This window comes from Novosphingobium aquae (genome assembly GCF_037572715.1).
GTDB lineage: Bacteria > Pseudomonadota > Alphaproteobacteria > Sphingomonadales > Sphingomonadaceae > Novosphingobium > Novosphingobium aquae.
In genome coordinates this window covers 288784-310793 of the sequence record NZ_JBBHJY010000004.1, presented here as the reverse complement: position 1 = coordinate 310793, position 22010 = coordinate 288784, and the positions used below count along the sequence as shown (strand labels likewise).

Genomic DNA, 22010 nt, shown 5'->3' with positions numbered 1-22010 from the left:
ATTCGCTTGGATTGCCCGCGAATCAGGCGCAAAATGCGGCTGCGCCTGCCGAGTCCCATTAGGGGCAGGTTCAGGTGCCGGGAGGTAGATCAGCCAAGCCATGATCAAGGCAAAGGATATAGAGGCACGCTTTTCGGGGCTTTCCCCGGCAGTGCTGATTGCCAGCGCCGTGGGCCTTCTCGCCCTGCCCAGCGCCGTGCTCGCCTTTTCCAGCAATTACGAACCGCGCAACGTTCCGCTGAACGAGCGCGCGGCGATGGGGACGATCATCCCGGCTTCGGTCGATCCGGCTCTGGCCCGGCAGATTAGCCTGTCCAGCCTGCCGCAAGGTCAGGTCTTCCGCTTTACGCCTGCTGGCCTTGCCGGCCGGCCCGACCGTTCGATCACCGTTGCCGTCCGCGTCGATGCCACCACGGCCCGCGCGGTCAATGTGCGCGGCCCGCTGGGCGATGCCGGCGGCAAGCTTGGCCCGCTCGGCATCGCGCCGACCGCCTACAACCTCGGCGTTTCGCGCGGCTATCAGGGCTTTACCCTGCCCAAGGACGCGCGCCATGGTGACGATCCGGCCTTGACCAGCTTCTCGCTGAGCTCCGGGGTCAAGGAAGCCCCTTCGCGCTTTGCCCCGCGCATCACGCTCGATAACCGCGAGAATGCCGGCCGCGCGCCGCGCACTTTCGGCGGCAATGGCGAAGCGCTGGTCGACCTTGGCGGCTCGTATCGTCTCGGCAAGAACCTGAATTTCACTGCCGGTGTGCGCTATTCGCAGGAACGTGACCGGCTGGTGCCGCTCACCGATGGCCGGCAGGACAGTCAGGCCGTCTATGTCGGAACCCAGTTCCGCTTCTGACCCCATCGGCGGGGCGATCGCCCACTTACCTCGAAAATTTTCCTGCAAAGCCTGTAACGCAGCCGCTTGCCGCCGCGCGCCGACCCGCCTAACTTGGCGCCTGAGGAGAGGACCTCTAGGCATAAGGACAGCGCAGACATGGGCAAAGTTGCGATCGTAACCGGCGGCACCCGCGGGATCGGACAGGCGATCAGCCTGGCGCTCAAGGAAATGGGGTTCACTGTCGTGGCGAATTACGGCGGCAACGATGCTGCGGCCGCGCAATTCACCGCTGACACAGGGATTGTGTCCTACAAGTGGGACGTCGGCGACCATCAGGCTTGTATCGACGGCTGCGCCAAAGTTGCGGCCGAGGTTGGCCCGATCGACGTAGTGGTCAACAATGCCGGCGTGACTCGCGACGGCGTGCTCCACAAGATGAGCTTTGAGGACTGGAACGATGTCATGCGCATCAACCTCGGCGGCTGCTTCAACATGGCCAAGGCCACTTTCCCCGGTATGCGCGAGCGTGGCTGGGGCCGGATCGTCAATATCGGCTCGATCAACGGCCAGGCCGGCCAGTACGGCCAGGTGAACTATGCCGCCGCCAAATCGGGCATCCACGGCTTTACCAAGGCGTTGGCGCAGGAAGGCGCGAAATTCGGCGTCACCGTCAACGCCATCGCGCCTGGCTACATTGATACCGACATGGTCGCCGCCGTACCGGCACCCGTGCTGGAAAAGATTGTCGCCAAGATCCCGGTTGGCCGGCTTGGCCAAGCCAGCGAAATTGCGCGCGGCGTGGCCTTCCTCTGCTCGGACAATGCAGGCTTTGTCACCGGCTCGACAATGAGCATCAACGGCGGCCAGCACATGTATTGATCACCGTCTGGCGGGCGCAGGCTCGCTGGCAAAGGTGACATCGGTGGACACACTGGACACAGTCCTGAAGGAAACTTCGGGCACTGTGTCCGGCCAGCGATGCACGGCGAAGGACCTGACGATTTCAAAGAGCCGTGCCGCTGCAATGCCATCGCTCGCCGCATGTAGGAAAGTATCGCCTACCCGGCTAGAAGGCGGCCGATGACCTTCCCCTTCCACCCCCCGGTCAAACGCTCGGTCGAAATCGCCGGGCACAAGACCTCGATCAGCCTAGAACCGCTGTTCTGGGACATGCTGAGGCAGGCGGCCGAGGCAGAAGGGGTGCCGATAAACGCGCTGGTTGCGCGCATCGATGTCGAGCGGATGGCTGCCGAAGTGCCGCCGGGGCTGGCGGGAGCGATACGGTTGTGGCTGGTATCAAACCTGACCGAAAAGTAGTCCTGCCGCGGCAGATACCGCTAGCACTTCGAACACCGAACGCTTGAAGCGGAACAGCAGCAGCGCGGCCAGCACCGCGATCAGGCCGGCCCGCCAGTTGAACAGCAGCAGGTCCGCTTTCTCGAACAAGACATAGAGTGTGAACCACACCGCAAGGTTGGCGATCACACCGACCACCGCTGCCGTTATCGCGGACAGCGCGGCCTGAAGCGTGGCGACCCGTTCGATTGTCGCCATCCACGGCGCGAAAGTGAAGATCCACAGGAAGCATGGCAGGAAGGTGACCCAGGTCGTGAGTGTGGCACCAAGCAACGCGGCGAACAGCGGGTTGAACGGATCGGGTGCCCGCAACGCGGCAAGAAAGCCGACATGCTGGGTCACCAAAATCAGCGGCCCGGGCGTCGTCTCGGCCAATCCCAGCCCGTCGGCCATTTCGCCCGGGGTCAACCAGACATACTGTTCGACCGCTGCCTGCGCCATCCAGCTGAGCACGGCATAGGCGCCACCAAAGGTCGCTACGGCCAGCTTGGAGAAGAACGCGCCGATCTGCCACAGCACGTGGTCAGTGCCGAGAGTCAGCGCGATCATCACCATCGGCAAGGCCCAGAGGCCAATCCACGTGACCATCGTAACCGCCGTTTCGCGCAGCAGTTCGCCGCGCGGAACCATCGGTTCGGTGCTTTCATAAGCATGGGCATCCAACAGGCCAGGCCGGACTGCACCCGCAACTGCGCCGATCACGCCGGCTGCCAGAATCACTAGCGGAAACGGCGCCCCCAGAGCGGCCAGCGCAACGAAGCTGGCGGCGGCGAGCCCGACCTTGAACTGGGTGCCCAGTGCGCGCCTGGCGATGCGCGCCACGGCTTGCACGACGATGGCCAGCACTGCCGCCTTGATGCCCAGGAATAGCGGATCGAACCAGCTCGCCCCCGAAAGCGCGACGTAGAACATCGACAATAGAAGCATCACCAGAGCGCCGGGAACCACGAACAGCACCCCTGCCGCCAGCCCGCCGCGCACGCCGTGCAGCTTCCAACCGATCCACGTGGCGAGCTGCTGCGCCTCTGGCCCCGGCAGCAGATGGCACAGGTTGAGCGCGCGCAGGTAAGCGCCTTCGTCGACCCAGCCGCGCTCCTCGACAATCTCGCGGTGCATCAGCGCGATCTGCCCCGCCGGCCCGCCGAACGACAGGCAGCCGATCCGGGCAAAGGTGCGGACGAGTTCATCGAATTCGGGCTTGCTGTCAGTCATGCGCGTTCCCATCGGCGCCCCGGACAAAATACAGCCAGCGGGCACCCGATCACATCCACAACGCTTGGGCGGGAACGCCAAAAAGCCGAGGGCTTTGCGGGAGGTTGCACTGCCCCGCATGGCCGGTTCCTAGCCTTGCGGCCATGGGTTTGACAATAGCCTTGGCCAGCACGCATGGATACCAGCGGCTCGCCGCCTGCTGCATTACGTCTAGACCCTTCATGACTGGTACTTCCGCCCCTGCCAGCCTGACCGGCACCGGCATTACCCGCGCGCCGCGGGATGAACCGGAAACGGTCCTGTCCGGTATGCACCGCGATGGGGTGGCCTTCATCGATGGCCTCGCCGCGCCCGAGCGCATGGCGCGGCTGCCTGCCCAGCTGGCTGAACCTTTCCCAGAGACGCTCGGCACCGGCGCTGAACCCGACGATCACATCTCCGTGGGCGATCAGCGCTTCGCTTTTCCGCTGCCGGTCGCCGCGCCCTTCGATGTCGAGGAACTGCTGTTCGATCCGGCGCTGACCGGCGTGCTCGACACGGTCCTTGGCGATACCTGGTTGTTCGAATCGATCGGCGTTGTGATCGCCCGGCCCCATGCCGTCGACCTGCGCGTGCACCGTGACGGCAACTGGCTGTTCGGCGGCACCGGCATTGACAAGATCCTGCCGCCGGTCGCGCTGACGGTCGCCTTTGCGCTCATGGACTTCGACGCAGCGATCGGCCGCACCGCCTTCATCCCGCGATCACAGCGCGAGTTCGAGATTCTCAAGGACCCGGACCTGTTCATCAGCGCCGACCAGCTCGCAGGCTCGTGCTGCCCCTGGAACTTCCGCATGGTCCACCGCGCCGAACAGAACACCGCTGATCAGGTACGCGCGATGGTCTGTGCCGCAGTCTGCAGACCGTTCTGCATCGATTACGAGAACTTACGCAAGGAACAGCAAGGTCGTCGCCTCCCGCGCATCTGTGGCTCGCATGGAGGAGAAAGGCCGACAACGGCTGCTGCGGGCCGAACTGATCGACTGATCCGGCTCAGGTGAACCGGTTGCTGCTCGGCGGATCGCTCGCCGGAAAGCTTTCATCGCTTGCCTCGTCGACCTTGCCCCATTTGGGCAGATCGCTTGCCATGGCATCGGGTCCGGCGTTGCGAACCGGCGCGAAGCCGGGGGTTGCCTCTCCTTCTGCAAAGGCTGCGGGTTGGGCCCGGGCAGCGCGCCTGCGCCCCGCCTTGGCCATTCCATATATTGCGTAACCGGTGGCTGCTGCCATCGCGAGCTTGAACAGGGCCATGTGCCGCTCCTCCTGAAAAGACTGTCAACCCGAAAGGGTCGTATGACAGTCAACACCGGAGCGACCGATAGGTTGCGCAGTGGCAGTTATTCTCCGCCGACACGCTCGATCTGCGCGCCGAGCAGGGCGAGCTTTTCCTCAAGCCGCTCATAGCCGCGATCGAGGTGGTAAAGTCGGTGGACCTGCGTCTGGCCTTCGGCGGCAAGGCCAGCGATGACGAGGCTCATCGAGGCGCGCAGGTCGGTCGCCATGACTTCGGCGCCGGTCAGCTTGCTCACCCCGTGGACCACGGCAGTGCGGCCCTTGGTCTCGATATGCGCGCCCATGCGGTTCAGTTCGGGCACGTGCATGTAGCGGTTTTCAAAGATCGTCTCGGTCAGCACCGAACTGCCCTCGGCAAGGCACAGCATGGCCATGAACTGCGCCTGCATGTCCGTAGCAAAGCCGGGGTAAGGTGCAGTTGACAGCGTGATTGCCTTGAGCGGGCCATCGGCGGCCACGTGGATTCCATCGGGCACCTTTTCGACCGACACGCCGGCATCGCGCAGCGCCTGAACGGTGGCGTCCATTTCCTCGATCACAGCGTGCTTGAGCGTCACTTCGCCGCCGGTGATCGCGGCTGCACAGGCATAGGAGCCGGCCTCGATCCGGTCAGACATGACGCGATAAGTGGCGCCGTGGAGACGGGGAACGCCGTGGATCGTCAGGTCGCTGGTGCCGATGCCTTCGATCTGCGCGCCCATGGCGACGAGCAGCTTGCACAGGTCGACAATTTCCGGCTCGCGCGCGGCGTTGTGCAAGGTTGACTTGCCGTTGCACAGCACTGCCGTCATCAGCGCGTTCTCGGTCGCGCCGACCGAAACCACCGGGAACGAATAGCGTCCGCCGGGAAGGCCGCCGTCAGGGGCTGACGCTTTTACATAGCCCGCCGCCAGTTCGATACGAGCGCCCAGAGCTTCCAGCACTTTCAGGTGCAGGTCGATTGGGCGGTTGCCGATGGCACAGCCACCGGGCAGCGACACGGTTGCCTCACCCATGCGCGCCAGCATCGGGCCGAGCACGAGGATCGAGGCGCGCATCTTGCGGACCAGTTCGTAAGGCGCGACCGTGGTGGTGATCCGCGTCGCCTCTAGCGTCATCACGCGGCCGAAATCTTCGGGGCGGCTGCCGGCAATCGTCGTTGAAATGCCGAACTGGTTCATCAGGTGCTGGAACCCGTCGATATCCGCGAGGCGCGGCAGGTTGCGCAGGGTCAGCGGTTCGTCGGTAAGCAGCGCACAAGGCAGCAGGGTGAGCGCGGAATTCTTGGCGCCCGAGATAGGCACCGTGCCGGAGAGGCGCTTGCCGCCTTCGATAATGATCTTGTCCATAAAAGGCGGTTTAGCTGCAAAAGTGGCGCGGGCAAGTAACAAGGTTGACGGGGCCGCACGGGCCTGCGATTCCCCGCGACATGCCGTCGCAAAAGCCTATTCGCAAAGCCGTTTTTCCCGTCGCGGGCCGGGGCACCCGCTTCCTGCCTGCCACCAAGGCAATCCCCAAGGAAATGCTGCCGATCATCGACCGGCCCTTGATCCAGTACGCCGTTGACGAGGCGCGCGAGGCCGGGATCGAGCAGATGATCTTCGTCACCGGGCGCGGCAAGACCGCTTTGATCGATCATTTCGACGCGGCATCTGATCTTGTCACCGCGCTTGAGGGCAAGCAGTGGGCGCTCGACATCCTTGAGCCGACAAGGCTGGAACCAGGCAATCTCGTCGCCGTGCGGCAGCAGGTGCCACTTGGACTGGGCCACGCAATCTGGTGCGCCCGGGCCATCGTCGGTGATGAACCTTTCGCGGTATTCCTGCCCGATGAACTGATGATCGGGAAACCGGGTTGCATGAAGCAAATGGTCGAGGCCTATGACCGGGTTGGCGGCAACATCATCTCGGTGCTCGAAGTTCCCGAAGAAGAGGTGTCAAGCTACGGCGTCATCACCCCCGGAAAGCGCGACGGCAAGCTGACCGAGGTGCTGGGCCTGGTCGAGAAGCCCAAGCGCAAGGATGCGCCTTCGAACCTGATCATTTCGGGCCGTTATATCCTCCAGCCCGAAGTCATGCGTGTGCTCGAAAGCCAGCAGACGGGTGCAGGCGGGGAAATTCAGCTGACCGACGCCATGGCGCAGATCATCGGCCAGCAGGCGTTCCACGCGGTGACCTTTGATGGCCGCCGATTCGATTGCGGATCCAAGACAGGCTTTGTCGAGGCGACGCTGACGCTGGCGCTGGAACGCGAAGACATGGCCGACGAAGTGCGCGCCATCGTACAGCGGCTGCTGGGCTGCTAACCCCCGGCTGGGGTCTGAGCTTTCGCTAGCTCCAAATACAGAAAAGGGCGGTTCGCACCGCCCTTTTCCTGGCACCTCTCCCAAAGCACCTGTTCGCTGCCGCGCTTTGCGCGGTCGGCTATTGAATCCACTTACTGTTCGTCGTCACCGCCCATGGCCGGGGCCGAAGCCGCTGCGGCGAGGGTTGCCGGCTTGAAATCGCCGCCCTGCATGTAGGGGATCGGGTTCACGGCGAGACCGGCAACGCGCACTTCATAGTGCAGGTGCGGGCCGGTGGAGCGGCCGGTCGAACCGACGTAGCCGATCAGTTCGCCCTTCTTGACCTTCTGACCGTTGTAAACGTTGAGGCGCGACATGTGGCCGTAACGGGTCTGGATGTCGCCGCCATGTTCAAGGGCAACATACAGGCCATAGCTTGAAAACCATTCGGCCTTGCTAACGATGCCATCGGCGGAAGCGTAGATTGGAGTGCCCGACGGTGCGGCAAGGTCAACGCCCTTGTGAGCGCGGCGGCCGCCGAGGACCGGGTGATTGCGCATGCCGAAGCTGGAACGCAGCAGGCCTGATTCGAGCGGCATCAGCGACGGGATCGAAACGGTGCCGGGGATGGCGACCTGCGTAGAAACGCCGGTCAGGCCGGGAACGATTGCCGAGCGCTTCGGCTGGGTCGAAGCGGCAAGGGCGCTGACCCCGTCAAGCTTCTGCCAGGAATTGAAGAGGGTGCGGAACTCATCGTCGCCCGAACCGTTACCAGACTGCGACTTGGCGGCCTGCGATGCGCGGAGCGGCGCAATGATGTCTGCGTTCGCGCTGGCGTTGGCGAAAGCGGGTGCGGCAGCGCCGAGTGAAAGCGCAGCAACCACCAAGCCAGCAATTGAACGAAGCTTGAGAACTGAAAAACCGACCACGAAAAACCCTTTATACCGTCCAACTCGACATGCGTCGAACCAGGCGTGCGACCCGCTGGTCCTTGTTTTTTTTGGAGATGGTCGGACCCCCCGCCGTCTCTGTGATGTTGGGCTACGGTGGTCAGTCCAGCATGGCAACAGCGTGGTACATTTCCCGCGATAGACCGCACGCGAGACGCGCCGAGTCGTTAAACGGCGGCTTAACGGCCCCTGTGAAGTGGCGGATTACCAACATTTTCCACAAATCGTCCATCGCTTCACCGCGCGCTTGGGCGACTGCGGCGAAATGTTTTGTGCCGAATCGAACGTGCACGATTTCATCGTCAAGGATTCGTTCCAGGATGCGGACACCGGCCGCGTCACCCGCTGCGCGCACCCGCTCGATGGTCGGCGGGGTAACGTCGAGCCCACGTGCTTCCAGCACCATCGGCACGACCGCCAGCCGCGCCGCAACATCGTGCCGCGTGAGATGCGCCGCTTCCCACAAGCCGTCATGCGCCGGCAGATCGCCATAGGCTGCGCCCAACGTGGCAAGGTGCCGCTGGAGGATGGCGAAGTGCATCGCCTCGTCCGCCGCGACTTTGAGGAAATCGCTAACGAAGTCCGATCCCATCTCCGCACCGAATCGCCCCGCCATATCAAGCGCGAGGTCAATGGCGACGAATTCGATGTGCGCCAGCGCGTGCCACAGCGCGATTCGTCCACGCAGTGATCCGCCCTTGCCGCGCTTGGGCATGCGTCCGGGCGCGAGCAGTTCGGGCCGCTCAGGCCGCGCCGGGCGATCGGGCATCTCGCAATCGAAAACGAATTCCAGCCGCCCCAGCCGCCAGTCACGCGTCACCCCCCGCGCCGCCATCACCTTGGCGCGCGGATCGCCCGCCAGCAGCGCGGCCCGAATCGCGGCGGCAACCGAGGTCAAAGCGCTTTCGCTGCCTCCAGCACTTCGGCGGCGTGGTCCTTGACCCTCACCTTGTCCCACACCCGCGCGATGCGACCTTCGGCATCCAGCAGGTACGTGGTGCGGACCATGCCCATATAGGTGCGGCCGTAATTGACCTTCTCGGTCCAAACACCCAGCGCATCGGACAAGCCGCCTTCGGCCGCATCGCTGGCGAGCGGGGCTTTGAGGCCGTACTTGGCGATGAACTTCGCATGGCGCGCCGGGCTGTCCTTGCTGACGCCGAGCAGAGCCACGCCGGCCTTGGCAAATTCGTCCGCAAGCGCGGTGAAGTCCTGATTTTCGACCGTGCAGCCGGGAGTGTCGTCCTTGGGATAGAAGAACACGACCGCCTTCCTGCCCTTGAAGTCGGAGGCGCGAACCTCTCCGCCTTCGGGGGTGGTCAGGGTCACATCGGGCATCAGATCGCCCACGCCGGGTTTCTCGCTCATAAAGTGTCCAGCTCCAATTGTTCGCCGAAAGTGTCCGCCCATGCCTGCGCCACGACGCCGCGGGCCTGCGCGAAATCATCGATCACGCATTGCCAATCGCCGCAATGGCACGCGCTGGCAAGCGCCGCGCGCGGTCCCGGCGGCGGCACCTGCGAATCGGGCGCAAGCAGCCGCGCCGCGACAAGCAGCCGCGTCATGGCGTCATGCGCGGCGCGCAGTTCCACTGGCACAAGGCCCTTCGCCGCGAGCGCGTCGATCGCATCGGGCAGCGAGGGCGTGAGGCCGACATGGTCGCGCAGTTGCAGGAAGTGGACGAGGAATTCGACGTCGACAAGGCCGCCGCGCGCCAGCTTGGCATCGAGCGGGCCTTTGGCAGGTTTGTGCCGCGCCATTTCGGCGCGCATCGCCAGCACGTCGGTGCGCAGCTTGGCGGCATCGCGTGGCGCGGCGAGCACGTCGCTGACGATTGCGCTCAGCGCCGCCCGCGCCTTCGCCGGGCCAAAAATCGTCCGCGCGCGGGTCAGCGCCATATGCTCCCAGGTCCAGGCGCTCTCTTTCTGATAGCGCGCAAACGAATCGAGGCTCACTGCAAGTGGCCCCTGCGCACCCGATGGCCGTAGCCGGGTATCGACCTCATAGAGCGCGCCTTCCGCCGTCGGCACCGACATCGCCGCACCGACGCGCTGGGCGAGCCGGTTGAAATACATCGTCGCGCCAAGTGGCCGATCGCCACCCGATTCGCCGCCCGTATCGCCGGTGAAGCAATAGACGAGGTCAAGGTCGGAAGCGTGAGTCAGCGCCCCGCCGCCCAGCCGCCCGAGCCCGAGGATGACGAGATCGCACCCGGCAATTCGCCCGTGCACCTTCTCGAATTCGGCGAGCGTCGCGCTGGCCAGCACCGCCAGCGCGGCCTCGGCAACGCGGGCATAGGCCTGCGCCACGGCCACCGGATCGGTCATCGCGTCGACCAGTTGGACGCCCAGCGCGAACCGCTTTTCCCCCACCTTGCGGCGCACCCGGCCGAGCAGGCGCTCGTAATCGTCATCCGCCTCGCCCTCGGCCATTTCGGCGGCGATCGCACCGACCTCGCCGGGGAGCGCAAAGGCCGTGGCATCTATCAATGGATCGAGCAGATCGGCGCGCAGGGCCAGTGCCTCGGCCAGCGGCGGAGCGAGGCCCAACACCTTGGCCAGCAGTTCAAGCAAGGCGGGCCGCGCTTCGAGCAGGTGGAACAGGTTGATAGCCGATGGAAGGCGGGTGAGCAGCTCCTCCCAGCGCAGGAAGGCGCGGCGCGGATCGGGCGACTGCGCCAACGCGGTCAGCAACGCCGGCTGGATCGCATCAAAGGCCGCGCGCGCCGCCTCGCTGCGCAGCGCCCGCACCTTGCCGCTGCGCCACGCCTCTACCCGGGCGGCAAGATCGTCCGCATCCTCGAAACCCAGGCCGTCGAGTTCGGCAGCCAGCCGTTCCCCGCCCAGCGCCGGCACAGCAGGCGCGCGGTGGCCTTCGTGCCCCGGCACCCCGGCATGAGCCAGGATCAGCATGTCATAGCGCTTGCCGACCATGTCGGTGATCGCCGCGACTTCGTCCACCAGCGCGCTGCCACTGGCGAGCCCTTCGAGCTGGGCGACTCGGTCAAGCGCGGCGGGATCGGTGGGCAGCGAATGGGTCTGCTGGTCGAGCACCATCTGTAACCGGTGTTCGAGCGTGCGCAGCCGGTCATAGCTTTCACCCAGCATCCGCGCGTCCTCGCCCGCGATAATGCCTGCTTCGGCCAAGGCATCGAGCGAAGCGCGCGTCCCCCGCAACCGCAGCGCCGGGTTGCGTCCGCCGTGGATCAGCTGGTGCGTCTGGGCGTAGAATTCGATCTCGCGAATGCCGCCGCGCCCTTTCTTGAGGTCGAATCCGGGGCCGACCGACCCTGCCCCCTTGTGACTGGCTCGGATCCGCCCGGTCAGCCGGCCAATTTCGGCGATGGCTCCGAAATCGAGGCTCTTGCGCCAGACGAAGGGCCGGATCGCGGCAAGGAACTGCTGGCCGGCCTCGATATCCCCGGCGCAGGCGCGCGCGCGGATGAAGGCAGCGCGTTCCCACGCCAGCGCCGAGCTTTCGTAATGGCTGAGCGCGGCATCGACCGGGATCGCCAGCGGGCTGACCTCGGAGGCCGGGCGCAGTCGCAGGTCGACGCGAAAGACGTAACCGCCGGCATCGATGTGGCTCATCGTGCGGACCATGCCCTGTGCCACGCGCTGCGCCGCCTCACCCGGCTCGTCCCGCTCACGCCGGGGCAGGGTTTCGGGATCGTAGAGCAGGATCGGGTCGATGTCGGAGGAGTAATTCAGCTCCTGTGCGCCGTGCTTGCCGAGCGCCAAGGCTATCATGCCCGCAGGCTCTGCATCGGGGACGCGCGCGGTGATGGCATCGGCAATCGCCGCGTCCATTGCCCGGTCGGCAAAATCCGACAGCTCGGTGACCACGCGGGTGAGGTTAAAAGCCCCGGCCAGATCGCCGATTGCCAGCGCCAGCGCCAGCGCGCGCTTTTCCCGCCGCAGCTTTGCAGCGACATCCCCCAAGTCATCGCCATAGCTGCGTGCCAGCGCCATCGCCTCTTCGCCGCGTCCTTCAGCCAGCAGGGCGGCAACATCGGCTTCGCGTTCGAGCAGGCCCGACAGATAGGGCGCGCAGGCCTGTGCCCTCGTGATTGCTCCCTGCCAGTCTGCCTCTTGTTTCATGGCCTTGCCCTGCCCTGTACCTGCCCCGCAATCAAGCGGGCAGTCTCCCGCCCGGCCATGCGCAGGATCAAACTTGCGGCCCCCCGCGACCTTTGCCACAACCGCGCCAGCACTGGCCGCCCCTATGGGCAATGCCGCCTCCGTTCGAAAGGTCGCCGATGAAAACCTCCATCCGTCTTGCCGGTATCGCCGCGCTTGGCCTTGCCCTGGCCTCAGCCGCGCCCGCTGCCCCGAAGAAAGCCGCCCCGCCGCAGATCGACGTCAAGCTGATGCGCGCGATGATCCAGCGCCTTGCCTCCGACGAGCTGGAAGGCCGCGCGCCTTCGTCTCCCGCCGAACCCAAGGTGCTCAACGCGATCATCGCCCAGTTCAAAGCGGCCGGCCTGAAGCCCGGGAACAAGGGATTGTGGCTGCAGGCCGTGCCGACGGTGGAGATCACCGCCGCCAACAATTCCGCGCTTACCGTCACCGGCACCGCGGCTCCGCTCTCGTTCAAATTCGGCAGCGACTATGTCGCGGCTAGCTACCGCGTTACCCCGAAGACCGAGATAAAGGACGCCGAACTGGTCTTCGTCGGCTATGGCATCAACGCTCCCGAACTCGGCTGGAACGACTACGCCGGGCTCGACATGAAGGGGAAGATCGCGGTCATCCTGATCAACGATCCCGACTATGCGATGGAAACGCAGGACGGCCCATTCAAGGGCCGCCGCATGACCTATTACGGCCGCTGGACCTATAAGTACGAGGAAGCCGCCCGGCAAGGCGCGGCGGGCGCACTGATTGTGCATGACACCTTCCCCGCCGCCTATGGCTGGAACGTCGTCAACTCAAGCTGGACCGGCGCGCAGTACTTTGTCCAGAGCGCCAACAACGGCGCGAACAACACGCTGGCCAACGGCTGGATCCAGAAGCCGGTGGCCGAGGCGATCCTTGGCGCGGGCGGCCAGAACCTTGGTGCCTTGTCCGAGGCGGCGAAGCAGAAGGGCTTCAAGCCGGTGCCGCTGGGACTGAAGGCCAGTTTGTCGTTCGACAACGCGGTCCGCAAGTCGATGTCGCACAACGTGATCGGCATTCTTCCCGGCAAGCAGGCCCCGAATGAATACGTGCTCTATTCGGCGCACTGGGACCACCTTGGCCGCTGCACGCCTGATGTGCGCGGCGATGACATCTGCAACGGCGCGGCCGACAATGCCACCGGCGTCGCCGCGCTCGCCGCAATTGCCAAGGCCAGCGTTCAGGCCGGGCCAGCACGCCGCAGCCAGGTGTTCCTTGCCGTCACGCTCGAGGAATCGGGCCTGCTCGGTTCAAAGTTCTATGCCGAGAACCCGGTATATCCGCTCAGGGCAACAGTCGGCGGGGTCAACATGGACAACCTGCCCCCCATCGGCCGAGCCCGCGACTATGCCATGTCGGGCGGCGACAAGAGCGAGCTGACCGCGCTGTTCCGCAAGGCTTTGGCCGCGCGGGGCCTCAAGGAAAGCCCGGAAGACCATCCCGAACACGGCTATTACTACCGTTCCGACCACTTCCCTTTCGCCAAACTGGGCGTGCCGATGTACTATGTGAAGCGCGGCAACGAGCTTGTGGACGGCGGCTCCGCAGCCGGCGCAGCGGCGAGTGAGGATTACCGCAAGAACCGCTATCACCAGCCGAGCGACGAATATTCGAGCAAGTGGGATTTCAGCGGCATCGTGCAGGACGTCGAGCTCTACATGGCGCTGGGCCGCGACCTCGCCATGGGCAAGACCTGGCCCAACTGGTACGCGACCGACGAATTCCGCGCCATCCGCGACCAGAGCCGCGCCGGACTGAAAGGCAAGTAACCGATGCAGGACGTGATCGCGCGGATGCCCCCCGAATGGCACCCGCAGGACTGGCTGTGGATCGGTTTTCCGCACGATCCGATCGAATGGCCGGGTTTCCTCGGCAAGGCGCAGGAGCAGATCGCTGCCTTCGCCAATGCCGTGGCGGAGAGCGGGCAGGAAGTGCGGCTGATCGTTCGCGACGAGGCCAATGCGGCGCGCGGGGCAGCGCTATGCAGCGCGAAGGTCACGCTTGAAACGCGGGCCTACGGCGATGTCTGGCTGCGCGATACCGGGCCGCTGGTTGTGCTCGATGGCAAGGGCAACCGTTTTGCGCGGCGCTTTGGCTTCAACGGCTGGGGCGGCAAGTACCTGATGGAGGGGGACCAGACCATCGGCGCGGAACTGGCGCGCAGCGCCGGGCTGGAGCCGACGGTGTCCGATTGGGTGCTGGAAGGCGGGGCGCTCGATTGCGATGGCACCGGGCTGGTCGTGACGACCGAGCAGTGCCTGCTCAACCCCAACCGCAACCCCAGCCTGTCGCGCGGCGATATCGAGGCGCGGCTGGCCAGCGATCTTGGCTTCGACCGGGTGCTGTGGCTGGGCGATGGCCTGATCAACGACCATACCGACGGCCATGTCGACAACCTCGCCCGGTTCGTCGCCCCGCACATCCTCGCCCTGCCGCAAGCGACCGAGGCGGACGATCCCAACGCGGCGATCTTTGCCGATGCGCGGATGCGCGCCGAGGCGTTTGGCGTTACCGTGCGTGACATCCCCTCGCCCGGACGGGTGGAGACGGATGGCCGGATCGAACCCGCCAGCTACATGAACTTCGCGATCACATCGAAGCTGGTTGCCGTGCCGATCTATGGCTCCCCGCACGACGAGGACGGCGTTGCCGCGATTGCCGAGCTGTTCCCCGAGCGCGAGGTGGTGGGCATCATGGCCGATGCCGTGCTGGCGGGTGGCGGATCGTTCCACTGTGCCAGCCAGCAAATGCCCCAGCGGATCGAAGCGCAGGTCTTAACGGACAGGTAACCCATCACGGCGCATCATCGCGGCATGGCTCGAGTCGCATCCCTTGCATTGTCCGCCCCGCAGCGCTTGTCCGCGCTCGAAATCGCACGCTTTGCGGTGGTGACCGGCTGTGCGCTCGCGCTGATCTTCGCTGAGCGCGCCTTTCCCTTCTAAAGCTTGAGCACTGCGCCCAGCGCCGCTGCGCCGAGCACGCCGCCGGCGATGTAGCGCCACGCGCGCGGATCGATCCGGCCAAAGGCGCGCGTGCCCAGCCAATTGCCCGCCAGCACCATCGGGAACAGGGCGAGGGCAAGCCACAGCTCCTCCCAGTGCGCCTTGCCGAGCAGCACCGCGATGGTCGCGCCCGCGCCTTGCGTGACGAGGAAGATCGACATCATCGATGCTCGCGCGACCGCCGGGGCAATGTCACGGCGCAAATAGTACGGCACCACCGGCGGCCCGGGCATTCCGGCGAACCCGGTGAGCAGGCCTGAGGCAACACCCGTCGCCACGGTCTCCTTGGGACCCGGGGTATGGTGCGGCTTCTTGGGCAGCAGCACTGCGACAAAAGCACCGATCGCGACCAGTGCAATGAGCAGCCGCGCCAGCGCCGGCCCAGCCGCGCCGAGTGCGAGATAGCCCAGCGGAATCGCCAGCACGGCGACCCCGGCGATAATCCACGCCGACCTCTCGGTATCGGCGACCTGCTTACGAATATGCGCGAAGCTGACGAGGAACCCCAGCAAGTTGCCGATCATCACCGCTTCGACCGGCGGGATTGCCAGCGCCAGCACCGGCACCAGCAGGATCGCGAGGCCAAACCCGGCCAGCCCGCGCACGACCCCGGCGACCAAAGTGGCCGTGAGCCCGAGCGCGATCGCTCCCCAGGTGAGACCTGCGATCAAACCGTCAGCATCAGCCCCTCAAATCCGGCGGGGTCGTTTCGGCCTTCAGCATGGCGATCGCTTCGGCCAGCGGCATGATCTTCTGGTGCTCGACCCCCAGCGTGCGCACCGCGACGGTCTGCTCCTCCGCCTCGCGCTTGCCTACGACCAGCAGGTGCGGAACCTTCTGCAGCGAATGTTCGCGCACCTTGTAGTTGATCTTCTCGTTTCGCAGGTCGGTTTCGACACGGATGCCCGCCGCTTGCAATGCGCTTGCAACTTCGCCGGCATAGCCATCGGCATCGGACACGATCGTCGCCACGACGGCCTGCACCGGCGCGAGCCAAGCCGGCAAGCGGCCGGCGAAATGCTCGATCAGGATGCCGATGAAGCGTTCATAGGAACCGAAGATTGCGCGGTGGAGCATGACCGGGCGGTGCTTCTCGCCGTCCTCACCAATGTAGCTGGCGTCGAGACGCTCAGGCAAAACTCGGTCGGACTGGATCGTGCCTACCTGCCAGGTCCGCCCGATCGCGTCGGTCAGGTGCCATTCGAGCTTGGGCGCATAGAACGCGCCTTCGCCCGGCAGTTCTTCCCAGCCGAACTCCTCGGTCGCGAGACCGGCGCGGACCACGGCATCGCGCAGCTCGCCCTCGGCCTTGTCCCAATCGGCATCGCTGCCGAAACGCTGGTCGGGGCGCAGCGCCAGCTTGATCGAATAGGTGAAGCCGAAGTGCTTGTAGACCCGGTCCGCCAGCGCGCAGAAGTCTTCCACTTCGCTGATGATCTGGTCTTCGCGGCAGAAGATGTGGGCATCGTCCTGCGTGAACTGGCGCACGCGCATCAGCCCGTGCAGCGCGCCGTGCGGTTCGTTGCGGTGGCAGCAGCCGTTCTCGTAAATGCGCAGCGGCAGGTCGCGGTACGACTTGATGCCCTGGCGGAAGATCAACACGTGCGCCGGGCAGTTCATCGGCTTGAGCGCCATCCAGTCCGCCTCGCCCGAGATCACCGGACCGTCATCGTCGGTGTTCGGCACCTCGTCGGGGATCACGAACATGTTCTCGCGGTACTTGCCCCAGTGGCCGGACTGCTCCCACTGGCGCGCGTCCATCACCTGCGGAGTCTTGACCTCGCGGTAGCCGGCACCATCGATCGCGCGGCGCATATAGGCCTCAAGCTCGCGCCAGACGCGGAAGCCCTTGGGGTGCCAGAACACCGATCCGTGGGCTTCCTGCTGCAGGTGGAACAGGTCCATCTCGCCGCCCAGACGCCGGTGATCGCGCTTCGCCGCCTCTTCCAGCCGCATCAGGTGCGCATCGAGCTGCTTCTTGTTGAGCCAGCCGGTGCCATAGATGCGCGTCAGCTGTGCGTTGTTCTGATCGCCGCGCCAGTAAGCCCCGGCGACACGCATCAACTTGAAGGCCGCCGGATCGAGCTTTCCGGTGGAGGGCAGGTGCGGCCCGCGGCACATGTCCAGCCAGTCGCTTCCGGACCAGTAAACCGTCAGTTCCTCGCCCTCAGGCAGTTCGGCAGCCCATTCGGCCTTGAAGCTTTCCCCTTCGGCGCTCCACTTGTCGATGAGCTGCTGGCGTGACCAGACCTCGCGGCGCAGCGGCTTGTCGGCGCGGATGATCTCGCGCATCTTTTCCTCGATTGCCGGCAGGTCGTCCATGCCGAAGGCCTCGCGCCCGGCAGGCGCCATCACGTCGTAATAGAAGCCATCGTCGGTCGACGGGCCGAAGGTGATCTGCGTGCCGGGCCACAGCGCCTGCACTGCCTCTGCCAGCACGTGGGCAAAATCGTGGCGCGCGAGGTCAAGCGCCTCGGCCTCGTCGCGCGAGGTGACCAGCGCCAGCGTGGCGTCGCCGGTGAAAGGCCGGGTGAGGTCGACCAGCTCGCCATCGACACGCGCGGCAATCGCCGCCTTGGTGAGTCCGGGACCAATCGCGGCGGCGACATCGAATGGGGTCGAGCCCGCCGCCATTTCGCGAACGGAACCATCGGGCAGGCTGATCTTGAACATCTCTGACATGGCAAGCGCCTTAGCCGGGGCGGCGGCTCGCCTCAACCCACGCATTTCGCATTATGAATGGAAAGGATGCCATACTCAATGTAATGCAACTTTGACATTGCGACGAATTAGACGTAAAGCGACCTTGTCATTCAGTCAAAGGAGCTTTCCATGTTCAAAAAGATGTCTCCAGCATCCCGGCGCTATACATTGCGGCTGGCGGTCCTGATGTCACTTTATGTTGCATTGCTGTCGGCCGCTTCATGGCTGTTCCGCAACCACCCTCCCCAAGGCGTGCTCGCCTATGCCCTTGCGATCTTGCCCGCGGTGCCGGTGATAGCGGTGTTCTGGGCGGTGATGCGCTTCATCGTCGAGGAAACCGACGAATTCATGCGGCTGCTGCTGGTGCGCCAGTGTCTGTTCGCCAGCGGGTTCAGCATTGCCGTGATGACCGTCTGGGAATTCCTGCAGACCTTCGATCTGGTTCCCCCGGGCAATGGCGGCTTTGGCGTGTTCTTTTTCTGGGCAATGGGCCTGGGTCTTGGCGCGCTGTTCAACAAGGTCACCATGGGCACGGCTGGATCCTGCTGATGAAGAACCGTCTCCGCGTGCTGCGCGCCATCCGCGAATGGAGCCAGCAGGATCTTGCCGAAAAGCTGGGCGTATCGCGCCAGTCGGTCAATGCCATCGAAACCGGCAAGTACGATCCCTCGCTCCCACTCGCCTTCCGCATCGCCGACGTCTTCGAACTGACCATCGAAGAGATCTTCGAACGCGATTGACCCCTGACCGCATTGTGCGATCAAGCCCGACTGCAAAAGGATTTACCATGCCTTTGTTTCGTCGGATCCTTGCCGTTTTTGCGCTACTTTTGGCCCTGCCGCAGGCAGCGCTTGCCGCACCCGTTGGCGCGGGGATCTGGCACGGCGCCGGCGCCACCCCGATCGGTGATCTGATGCTCGTCGTGCAGATCGAGCGCGGGGCGGACGGCGCGCTGAAAGGCGATATCGAAAGCCGCGACCAGAACCCCGGGCGGACGATGCCATTGACCAGTGTTACGCTCGACAAGGAACGTCTGACATTTGCCGTGGAAGCCCTTCAGGCAAAATACGAAGGCACCTGGAGCGAGGCAGACAAGGCGTGGGTCGGCACCTTCACGCAAGGGATCGCCATGAAGCTGGCGCTAAAGGCCGGTGACGCCCCCGCGACCCCGGTGTTCGCCGGGCTTGATGGGCGGTGGGCCGGTGAGGTCGTTCTCAACGGTGTTACCCTGCGGCAGGGCCTGAGGTTTCGCACCGCGCCGACCGGCACCATCGGCCTTTACGAATCGCCCGACCAGATGGTCAGCGGCGTGCCGGTGCGCGGGCTTGCGCGTGACGGTAATGCGGTGCGCTTCACGATTCTGAACGGCATGCTGGTGTTCTCCGGCGCGCTGGCGGACGATGGCCAGTCGCTCACCGGCACTCTCTCCCAGCCCGGCCAGACCGAACTGGCGATAACCTTCAAGCGGCAGGCCGCCGGAGCGAAAGCCGCCGCCGCCAAGCGCCCGCAGCTTCCCACCGCCCCTTTTCCCTATCGAAGCGAAGAGGTGTCGATCCCCAATCTCGCCACCCCCGGCGTGACGCTGGCCGGCACCCTGACCCTGCCCGAAGGCAAAGGCCCCTTCCCCGCCGCCATCCTGATCAGCGGCTCTGGCGCGCAGGACCGCGACGAAACGCTGGCCGGGCACAAGCCCTTCGCGGTGATCGCCGACCACCTGACGCGCAATGGCTTTGCAGTGCTGCGGCTCGACGATCGCGGCACGGCAAAATCGACCGGTGATTTCTCCAAGGCAACGTCCGCCGATTTCGCAAGCGACGCTAATGCCGCTTTCGCTTCGCTCGCGGCCCGTCCGGACATCTCCAGCGGTAAGATAGGCTTCATCGGCCATTCTGAAGGCGGCATGATCGCCCCCATTGCCATCGCGGGCAATCCCAAGGTCGCCTATGTGATCCTGCTCGCTGGCCCCGGCACGAAGCTCGACCAGCTGATGCTGTCACAGCAGCGGCTGATCGGCTCGCAGATGGGCCGGAGCGAGGCCGATCTCGACAAGGCCGAGCCGGTGTTCGCGAAAATCTTCGCCGCCGTAGCCAAGGCGAAGGATAATGCCGAAGCTGAAGCGGCGATCGAGGCGATCCTCACCCCGCAGGCCCGCGCCGATTTCGGCCTGCCCGCCGATGCCCCCGCCTCGATCCTGACCGCGCGGCTGGGCGGGCCGTGGTTCCGCTATTTCCTGAACTATGATCCGGTGCCCAACCTGGCCCGGATCACGGTGCCGGTACTGGCGATCAATGGCGCGCTCGACCGGCAGGTTCCGGCGGGTGACAACCTCGCCGCGATCCGCAAGGCGACGGCTGCAAACAAGGACGTGACTATCGTCGAACTTCCCGGGCTGAACCATCTTTTCCAGACGGCGAAGACCGGCGGGATCGGCGAATACCAGATGATCGAGGAATCTTTTGCCCCCGCCGCGCTCGACTTGATGACCGCGTGGCTGCAAAAGCGCTTTGCCGCCCGCTGATCGCGCTGGCATCGGAAAGGCCGCCCCCGCAGATGATCGAGACGCAGTTCCACCAGATGCCGGACGGACGGCGCTTGGCCTACCGCTTTACCCCAGCGGCGAAGGGCGGTTCTGCGCCGACGCTGGTGTTCCTGCCGGGCTATATGTCCGACATGTCAGGCGGCAAGGCGCAGGCCGTTTTTGCCCGCGCCGCCGCGACAGGTCGCGGCTGCCTGCTGCTTGACTATTCAGGCTGCGGGGAGAGCGCAGGCCTGTTCGCCGACGGCGCGCTTACTCTTTGGCGTGAGGAAGGGTTGGCGCTGATCGAGGCCTTGTGCCCGGGACCAGTGATCCTCGCCGGATCGTCAATGGGCGGCTGGCTGATGCTGCTGGCCGGGCTGGAACTGGGCGAGCGTCTCGCCGGCCTCATCGGCATCGCCGCTGCGCCGGACTTCACCGACTGGGGCTATTCGGACGACCAGAAGGCGGAACTCGCCGCTGGCCGGCCGATCTATGAAGACAATCTCTATGGCCCCGAACCGACGCCGACTCACCCTGGCTTCTGGCGCGACGGTCAGGCCTGCCGGTTGCTTGACGCTGAGATCGCCATCGACTGCCCGGTGCGTCTGATCCACGGGCAGGCCGATCCCGACGTGCCGTGGCAGATCTCGCTCAGGCTGGCAGCGGCGCTGCGTTCAGCCGATGTGCAGGTGCATCTGATCAAGGACGGCGACCACCGCTTGTCGCGCGAGGGGGACATCGCCTTGCTGCTTGCCACCATCGACCGCCTTTACGGCTGATCCGGGATTCCCATGACCATCTTCGCCGCCCTGCTCTCCTCGACTCTCGCCATGGCCCAGGTCGGCCCGTTCACCGTGCCGAACCCGGGCGGCAATGCCCGCGTGCCCAAGCCGGCGCTCGAAGGGCGTGATGCCAAGCCGCGGCCCGCGCAGCAGCCCTTCCAGCAGCCCGTCACCCGCCCGGCGCTGATCAATTGCTATGATCTGGCCGCCAACGATCCGGTTGCCGCCCTGTCCTCGGCAGACGAGGCGCTGACGGTCAAGACCGGTGCGGAACGCACCGACGCACTGGGCTGCCGGGCGATTGCCCTGCTCGCGCTCGAACGCTGGAGCGAGGCGGAAACCGGCTTCCTCGCCGCACGCGATGCGCTGGACGGCGAGGATGCACGCGGCCGCGCCGAGTATCAGGCGGGGGCCGGGATCGCCGCCGAAGGCCGCGCCGCCTATACCACCGCCATCGACCATTTCACCCGCGCCAAGGCCCTCGCCAAACAGGCGGAGGATGCACAGCTCTCCGGGCGTATCTCGCGCGATTCGGCGGCCTCGCTGTTCAAGCTGGGCCGCAAGGACGATGCCGCCGCCGCCCTTGCCGAAGCCCGTGCCGCCTTGCCGGTCGATCCGGTGACCTTCACGATCTCCGCCCGCGCCGCGCGCTTGTCGAACAAGCTGGCCCAGGCGCAGGCCTTCATCGAAGTCGCTGCCCGGCTTGATCCGCTCGATGTCGGCATCGGGCTTGAGGCGGGTCTGATCGCCGCCATGGCCGGAAGCGGCGATGCCGCGCGCAAATCGTGGCAGTCGGTGATCGCCACTGCCCCCCAATCTGCCGAGGCCGAGCAGGCCAAGGCATGGATGGCCAGGCTTTCCGCGCCCGCCGCAACTCCGCCCCCAGCGCCGGCCAAAGCCAACTGA

The 22010-nt window shown here is 65.3% G+C and carries 22 protein-coding genes; 13 read left to right on the top strand and 9 right to left on the bottom strand.

The window, feature by feature from the left end:
* Window positions 1-100: 100 nt before the first annotated feature.
* The 3 genes from WG900_RS10645 (at window position 101) to WG900_RS10635 (ending at window position 2146) form a co-directional block, all read left to right on the top strand.
* On the top strand, window positions 101-847 hold the full coding sequence (locus tag WG900_RS10645; RefSeq protein WP_339966958.1) for a hypothetical protein: 747 nt from the start codon (window positions 101-103) through the stop codon (window positions 845-847).
* Between the two features lie 138 nt (window positions 848-985).
* Entirely contained in the window at window positions 986-1708 is a 723-nt protein-coding gene (gene phbB, locus WG900_RS10640) for an acetoacetyl-CoA reductase (RefSeq protein WP_339966956.1), read from the top strand.
* A 201-nt stretch (window positions 1709-1909) separates the two neighbouring features.
* Entirely contained in the window at window positions 1910-2146 is a 237-nt protein-coding gene (locus tag WG900_RS10635) for a ribbon-helix-helix domain-containing protein (protein WP_339966954.1), read from the top strand.
* On the opposite strand, the gene chrA is transcribed toward WG900_RS10635, so the two are convergent.
* The gene (gene chrA / locus WG900_RS10630) at window positions 2126-3397 is read right to left on the bottom strand and encodes a chromate efflux transporter (protein WP_339966953.1); all 1272 of its coding nucleotides are present in this window, start codon (window positions 3395-3397) and stop codon (window positions 2126-2128) included. The genes WG900_RS10635 and chrA overlap by 21 nt on opposite strands.
* A gap of 221 nt (window positions 3398-3618) precedes the next feature.
* On the opposite strand from chrA, the gene WG900_RS10625 reads away from it, so the two are divergent.
* Window positions 3619-4437 (top strand): phytanoyl-CoA dioxygenase family protein, encoded by an 819-nt coding sequence (locus WG900_RS10625; RefSeq protein WP_339966952.1) that lies wholly within the window; start codon window positions 3619-3621, stop codon window positions 4435-4437.
* Here the strand turns inward: WG900_RS10625 and WG900_RS10620 are convergent.
* Both WG900_RS10620 and murA read right to left on the bottom strand, forming a co-directional pair.
* Window positions 4430-4687: a hypothetical protein gene (locus tag WG900_RS10620; protein ID WP_339966951.1), complete on the bottom strand. Its 258-nt coding sequence runs from the start codon at window positions 4685-4687 to the stop codon at window positions 4430-4432. The two genes, WG900_RS10625 and WG900_RS10620, sit on opposite strands and share 8 nt — an antisense overlap.
* 86 nt (window positions 4688-4773) lie before the next feature.
* A complete protein-coding gene (gene murA, locus WG900_RS10615; protein ID WP_339966949.1) occupies window positions 4774-6057 on the bottom strand; it encodes a UDP-N-acetylglucosamine 1-carboxyvinyltransferase in 1284 nt (427 codons plus the stop codon).
* A gap of 80 nt (window positions 6058-6137) precedes the next feature.
* Between murA and galU the strand changes: the two genes are divergently transcribed.
* Window positions 6138-7013 carry a UTP--glucose-1-phosphate uridylyltransferase GalU gene (galU, locus tag WG900_RS10610; RefSeq protein WP_339966948.1) on the top strand — a complete coding sequence of 292 codons (876 nt, stop codon included), beginning with the start codon at window positions 6138-6140 and terminating at the stop codon, window positions 7011-7013.
* Window positions 7014-7144: 131 nt separating this feature from the next.
* Here the strand turns inward: galU and WG900_RS10605 are convergent, their stop codons facing one another.
* From WG900_RS10605 to WG900_RS10590, 4 genes are all read right to left on the bottom strand, one after another.
* Window positions 7145-7876 carry a M23 family metallopeptidase gene (locus tag WG900_RS10605; RefSeq protein ID WP_339966947.1) on the bottom strand — a complete coding sequence of 244 codons (732 nt, stop codon included), beginning with the start codon at window positions 7874-7876 and terminating at the stop codon, window positions 7145-7147.
* A gap of 166 nt (window positions 7877-8042) precedes the next feature.
* A complete protein-coding gene (locus tag WG900_RS10600; protein WP_339966946.1) occupies window positions 8043-8840 on the bottom strand; it encodes a ferritin-like domain-containing protein in 798 nt (265 codons plus the stop codon).
* The gene (locus tag WG900_RS10595) at window positions 8837-9310 is read right to left on the bottom strand and encodes a peroxiredoxin (protein WP_339966944.1); all 474 of its coding nucleotides are present in this window, start codon (window positions 9308-9310) and stop codon (window positions 8837-8839) included. The genes WG900_RS10600 and WG900_RS10595 overlap by 4 nt, the downstream gene beginning before the upstream one ends.
* Complete coding sequence (locus WG900_RS10590; RefSeq protein WP_339966942.1) at window positions 9307-12042, bottom strand: bifunctional [glutamine synthetase] adenylyltransferase/[glutamine synthetase]-adenylyl-L-tyrosine phosphorylase; 2736 nt, start codon at window positions 12040-12042, stop codon at window positions 9307-9309. Before WG900_RS10590 ends, WG900_RS10595 begins: the two co-directional genes overlap by 4 nt.
* Before the next feature lie 158 nt (window positions 12043-12200).
* Between WG900_RS10590 and WG900_RS10585 the strand changes: the two genes are divergently transcribed.
* The 3 genes from WG900_RS10585 to WG900_RS10575 are packed head-to-tail and all read left to right on the top strand — an operon-like array spanning window position 12201 to window position 15041.
* Complete coding sequence (locus tag WG900_RS10585) at window positions 12201-13868, top strand: M28 family metallopeptidase (RefSeq protein ID WP_339966940.1); 1668 nt, start codon at window positions 12201-12203, stop codon at window positions 13866-13868.
* A gap of 3 nt (window positions 13869-13871) precedes the next feature.
* Window positions 13872-14888, top strand: coding sequence for an agmatine deiminase family protein (locus WG900_RS10580; protein WP_339966938.1), 1017 nt, complete (start codon window positions 13872-13874; stop codon window positions 14886-14888).
* Window positions 14889-14912: 24 nt separating this feature from the next.
* Window positions 14913-15041: a hypothetical protein gene (locus tag WG900_RS10575; protein WP_339966937.1), complete on the top strand. Its 129-nt coding sequence runs from the start codon at window positions 14913-14915 to the stop codon at window positions 15039-15041.
* On the opposite strand, the gene WG900_RS10570 is transcribed toward WG900_RS10575, so the two are convergent.
* Both WG900_RS10570 and thrS read right to left on the bottom strand, forming a co-directional pair.
* Window positions 15038-15772: a sulfite exporter TauE/SafE family protein gene (locus WG900_RS10570; RefSeq protein ID WP_339966936.1), complete on the bottom strand. Its 735-nt coding sequence runs from the start codon at window positions 15770-15772 to the stop codon at window positions 15038-15040. The genes WG900_RS10575 and WG900_RS10570 overlap by 4 nt on opposite strands.
* 10 nt (window positions 15773-15782) lie before the next feature.
* Complete coding sequence (gene thrS, locus WG900_RS10565; protein WP_339966935.1) at window positions 15783-17783, bottom strand: threonine--tRNA ligase; 2001 nt, start codon at window positions 17781-17783, stop codon at window positions 15783-15785.
* Between the two features lie 150 nt (window positions 17784-17933).
* Here thrS and WG900_RS10560 point away from each other — a divergent pair, with 150 nt between their 5' ends.
* Genes WG900_RS10560 through WG900_RS10540 form a run of 5 tightly spaced genes read left to right on the top strand, consistent with a single transcriptional unit; the run spans window position 17934 to window position 22010 of the window.
* A complete protein-coding gene (locus WG900_RS10560; RefSeq protein WP_339966934.1) occupies window positions 17934-18353 on the top strand; it encodes a hypothetical protein in 420 nt (139 codons plus the stop codon).
* A complete protein-coding gene (locus WG900_RS10555; protein WP_339966933.1) occupies window positions 18353-18544 on the top strand; it encodes a helix-turn-helix transcriptional regulator in 192 nt (63 codons plus the stop codon). Before WG900_RS10560 ends, WG900_RS10555 begins: the two co-directional genes overlap by 1 nt.
* 47 nt (window positions 18545-18591) lie before the next feature.
* On the top strand, window positions 18592-20322 hold the full coding sequence (locus tag WG900_RS10550; protein ID WP_339966932.1) for an alpha/beta hydrolase family protein: 1731 nt from the start codon (window positions 18592-18594) through the stop codon (window positions 20320-20322).
* A gap of 32 nt (window positions 20323-20354) precedes the next feature.
* Window positions 20355-21101, top strand: coding sequence for an alpha/beta hydrolase family protein (locus WG900_RS10545; RefSeq protein WP_339966989.1), 747 nt, complete (start codon window positions 20355-20357; stop codon window positions 21099-21101).
* 12 nt (window positions 21102-21113) lie between these two features.
* Window positions 21114-22010: a tetratricopeptide repeat protein gene (locus tag WG900_RS10540; RefSeq protein WP_339966931.1), complete on the top strand. Its 897-nt coding sequence runs from the start codon at window positions 21114-21116 to the stop codon at window positions 22008-22010.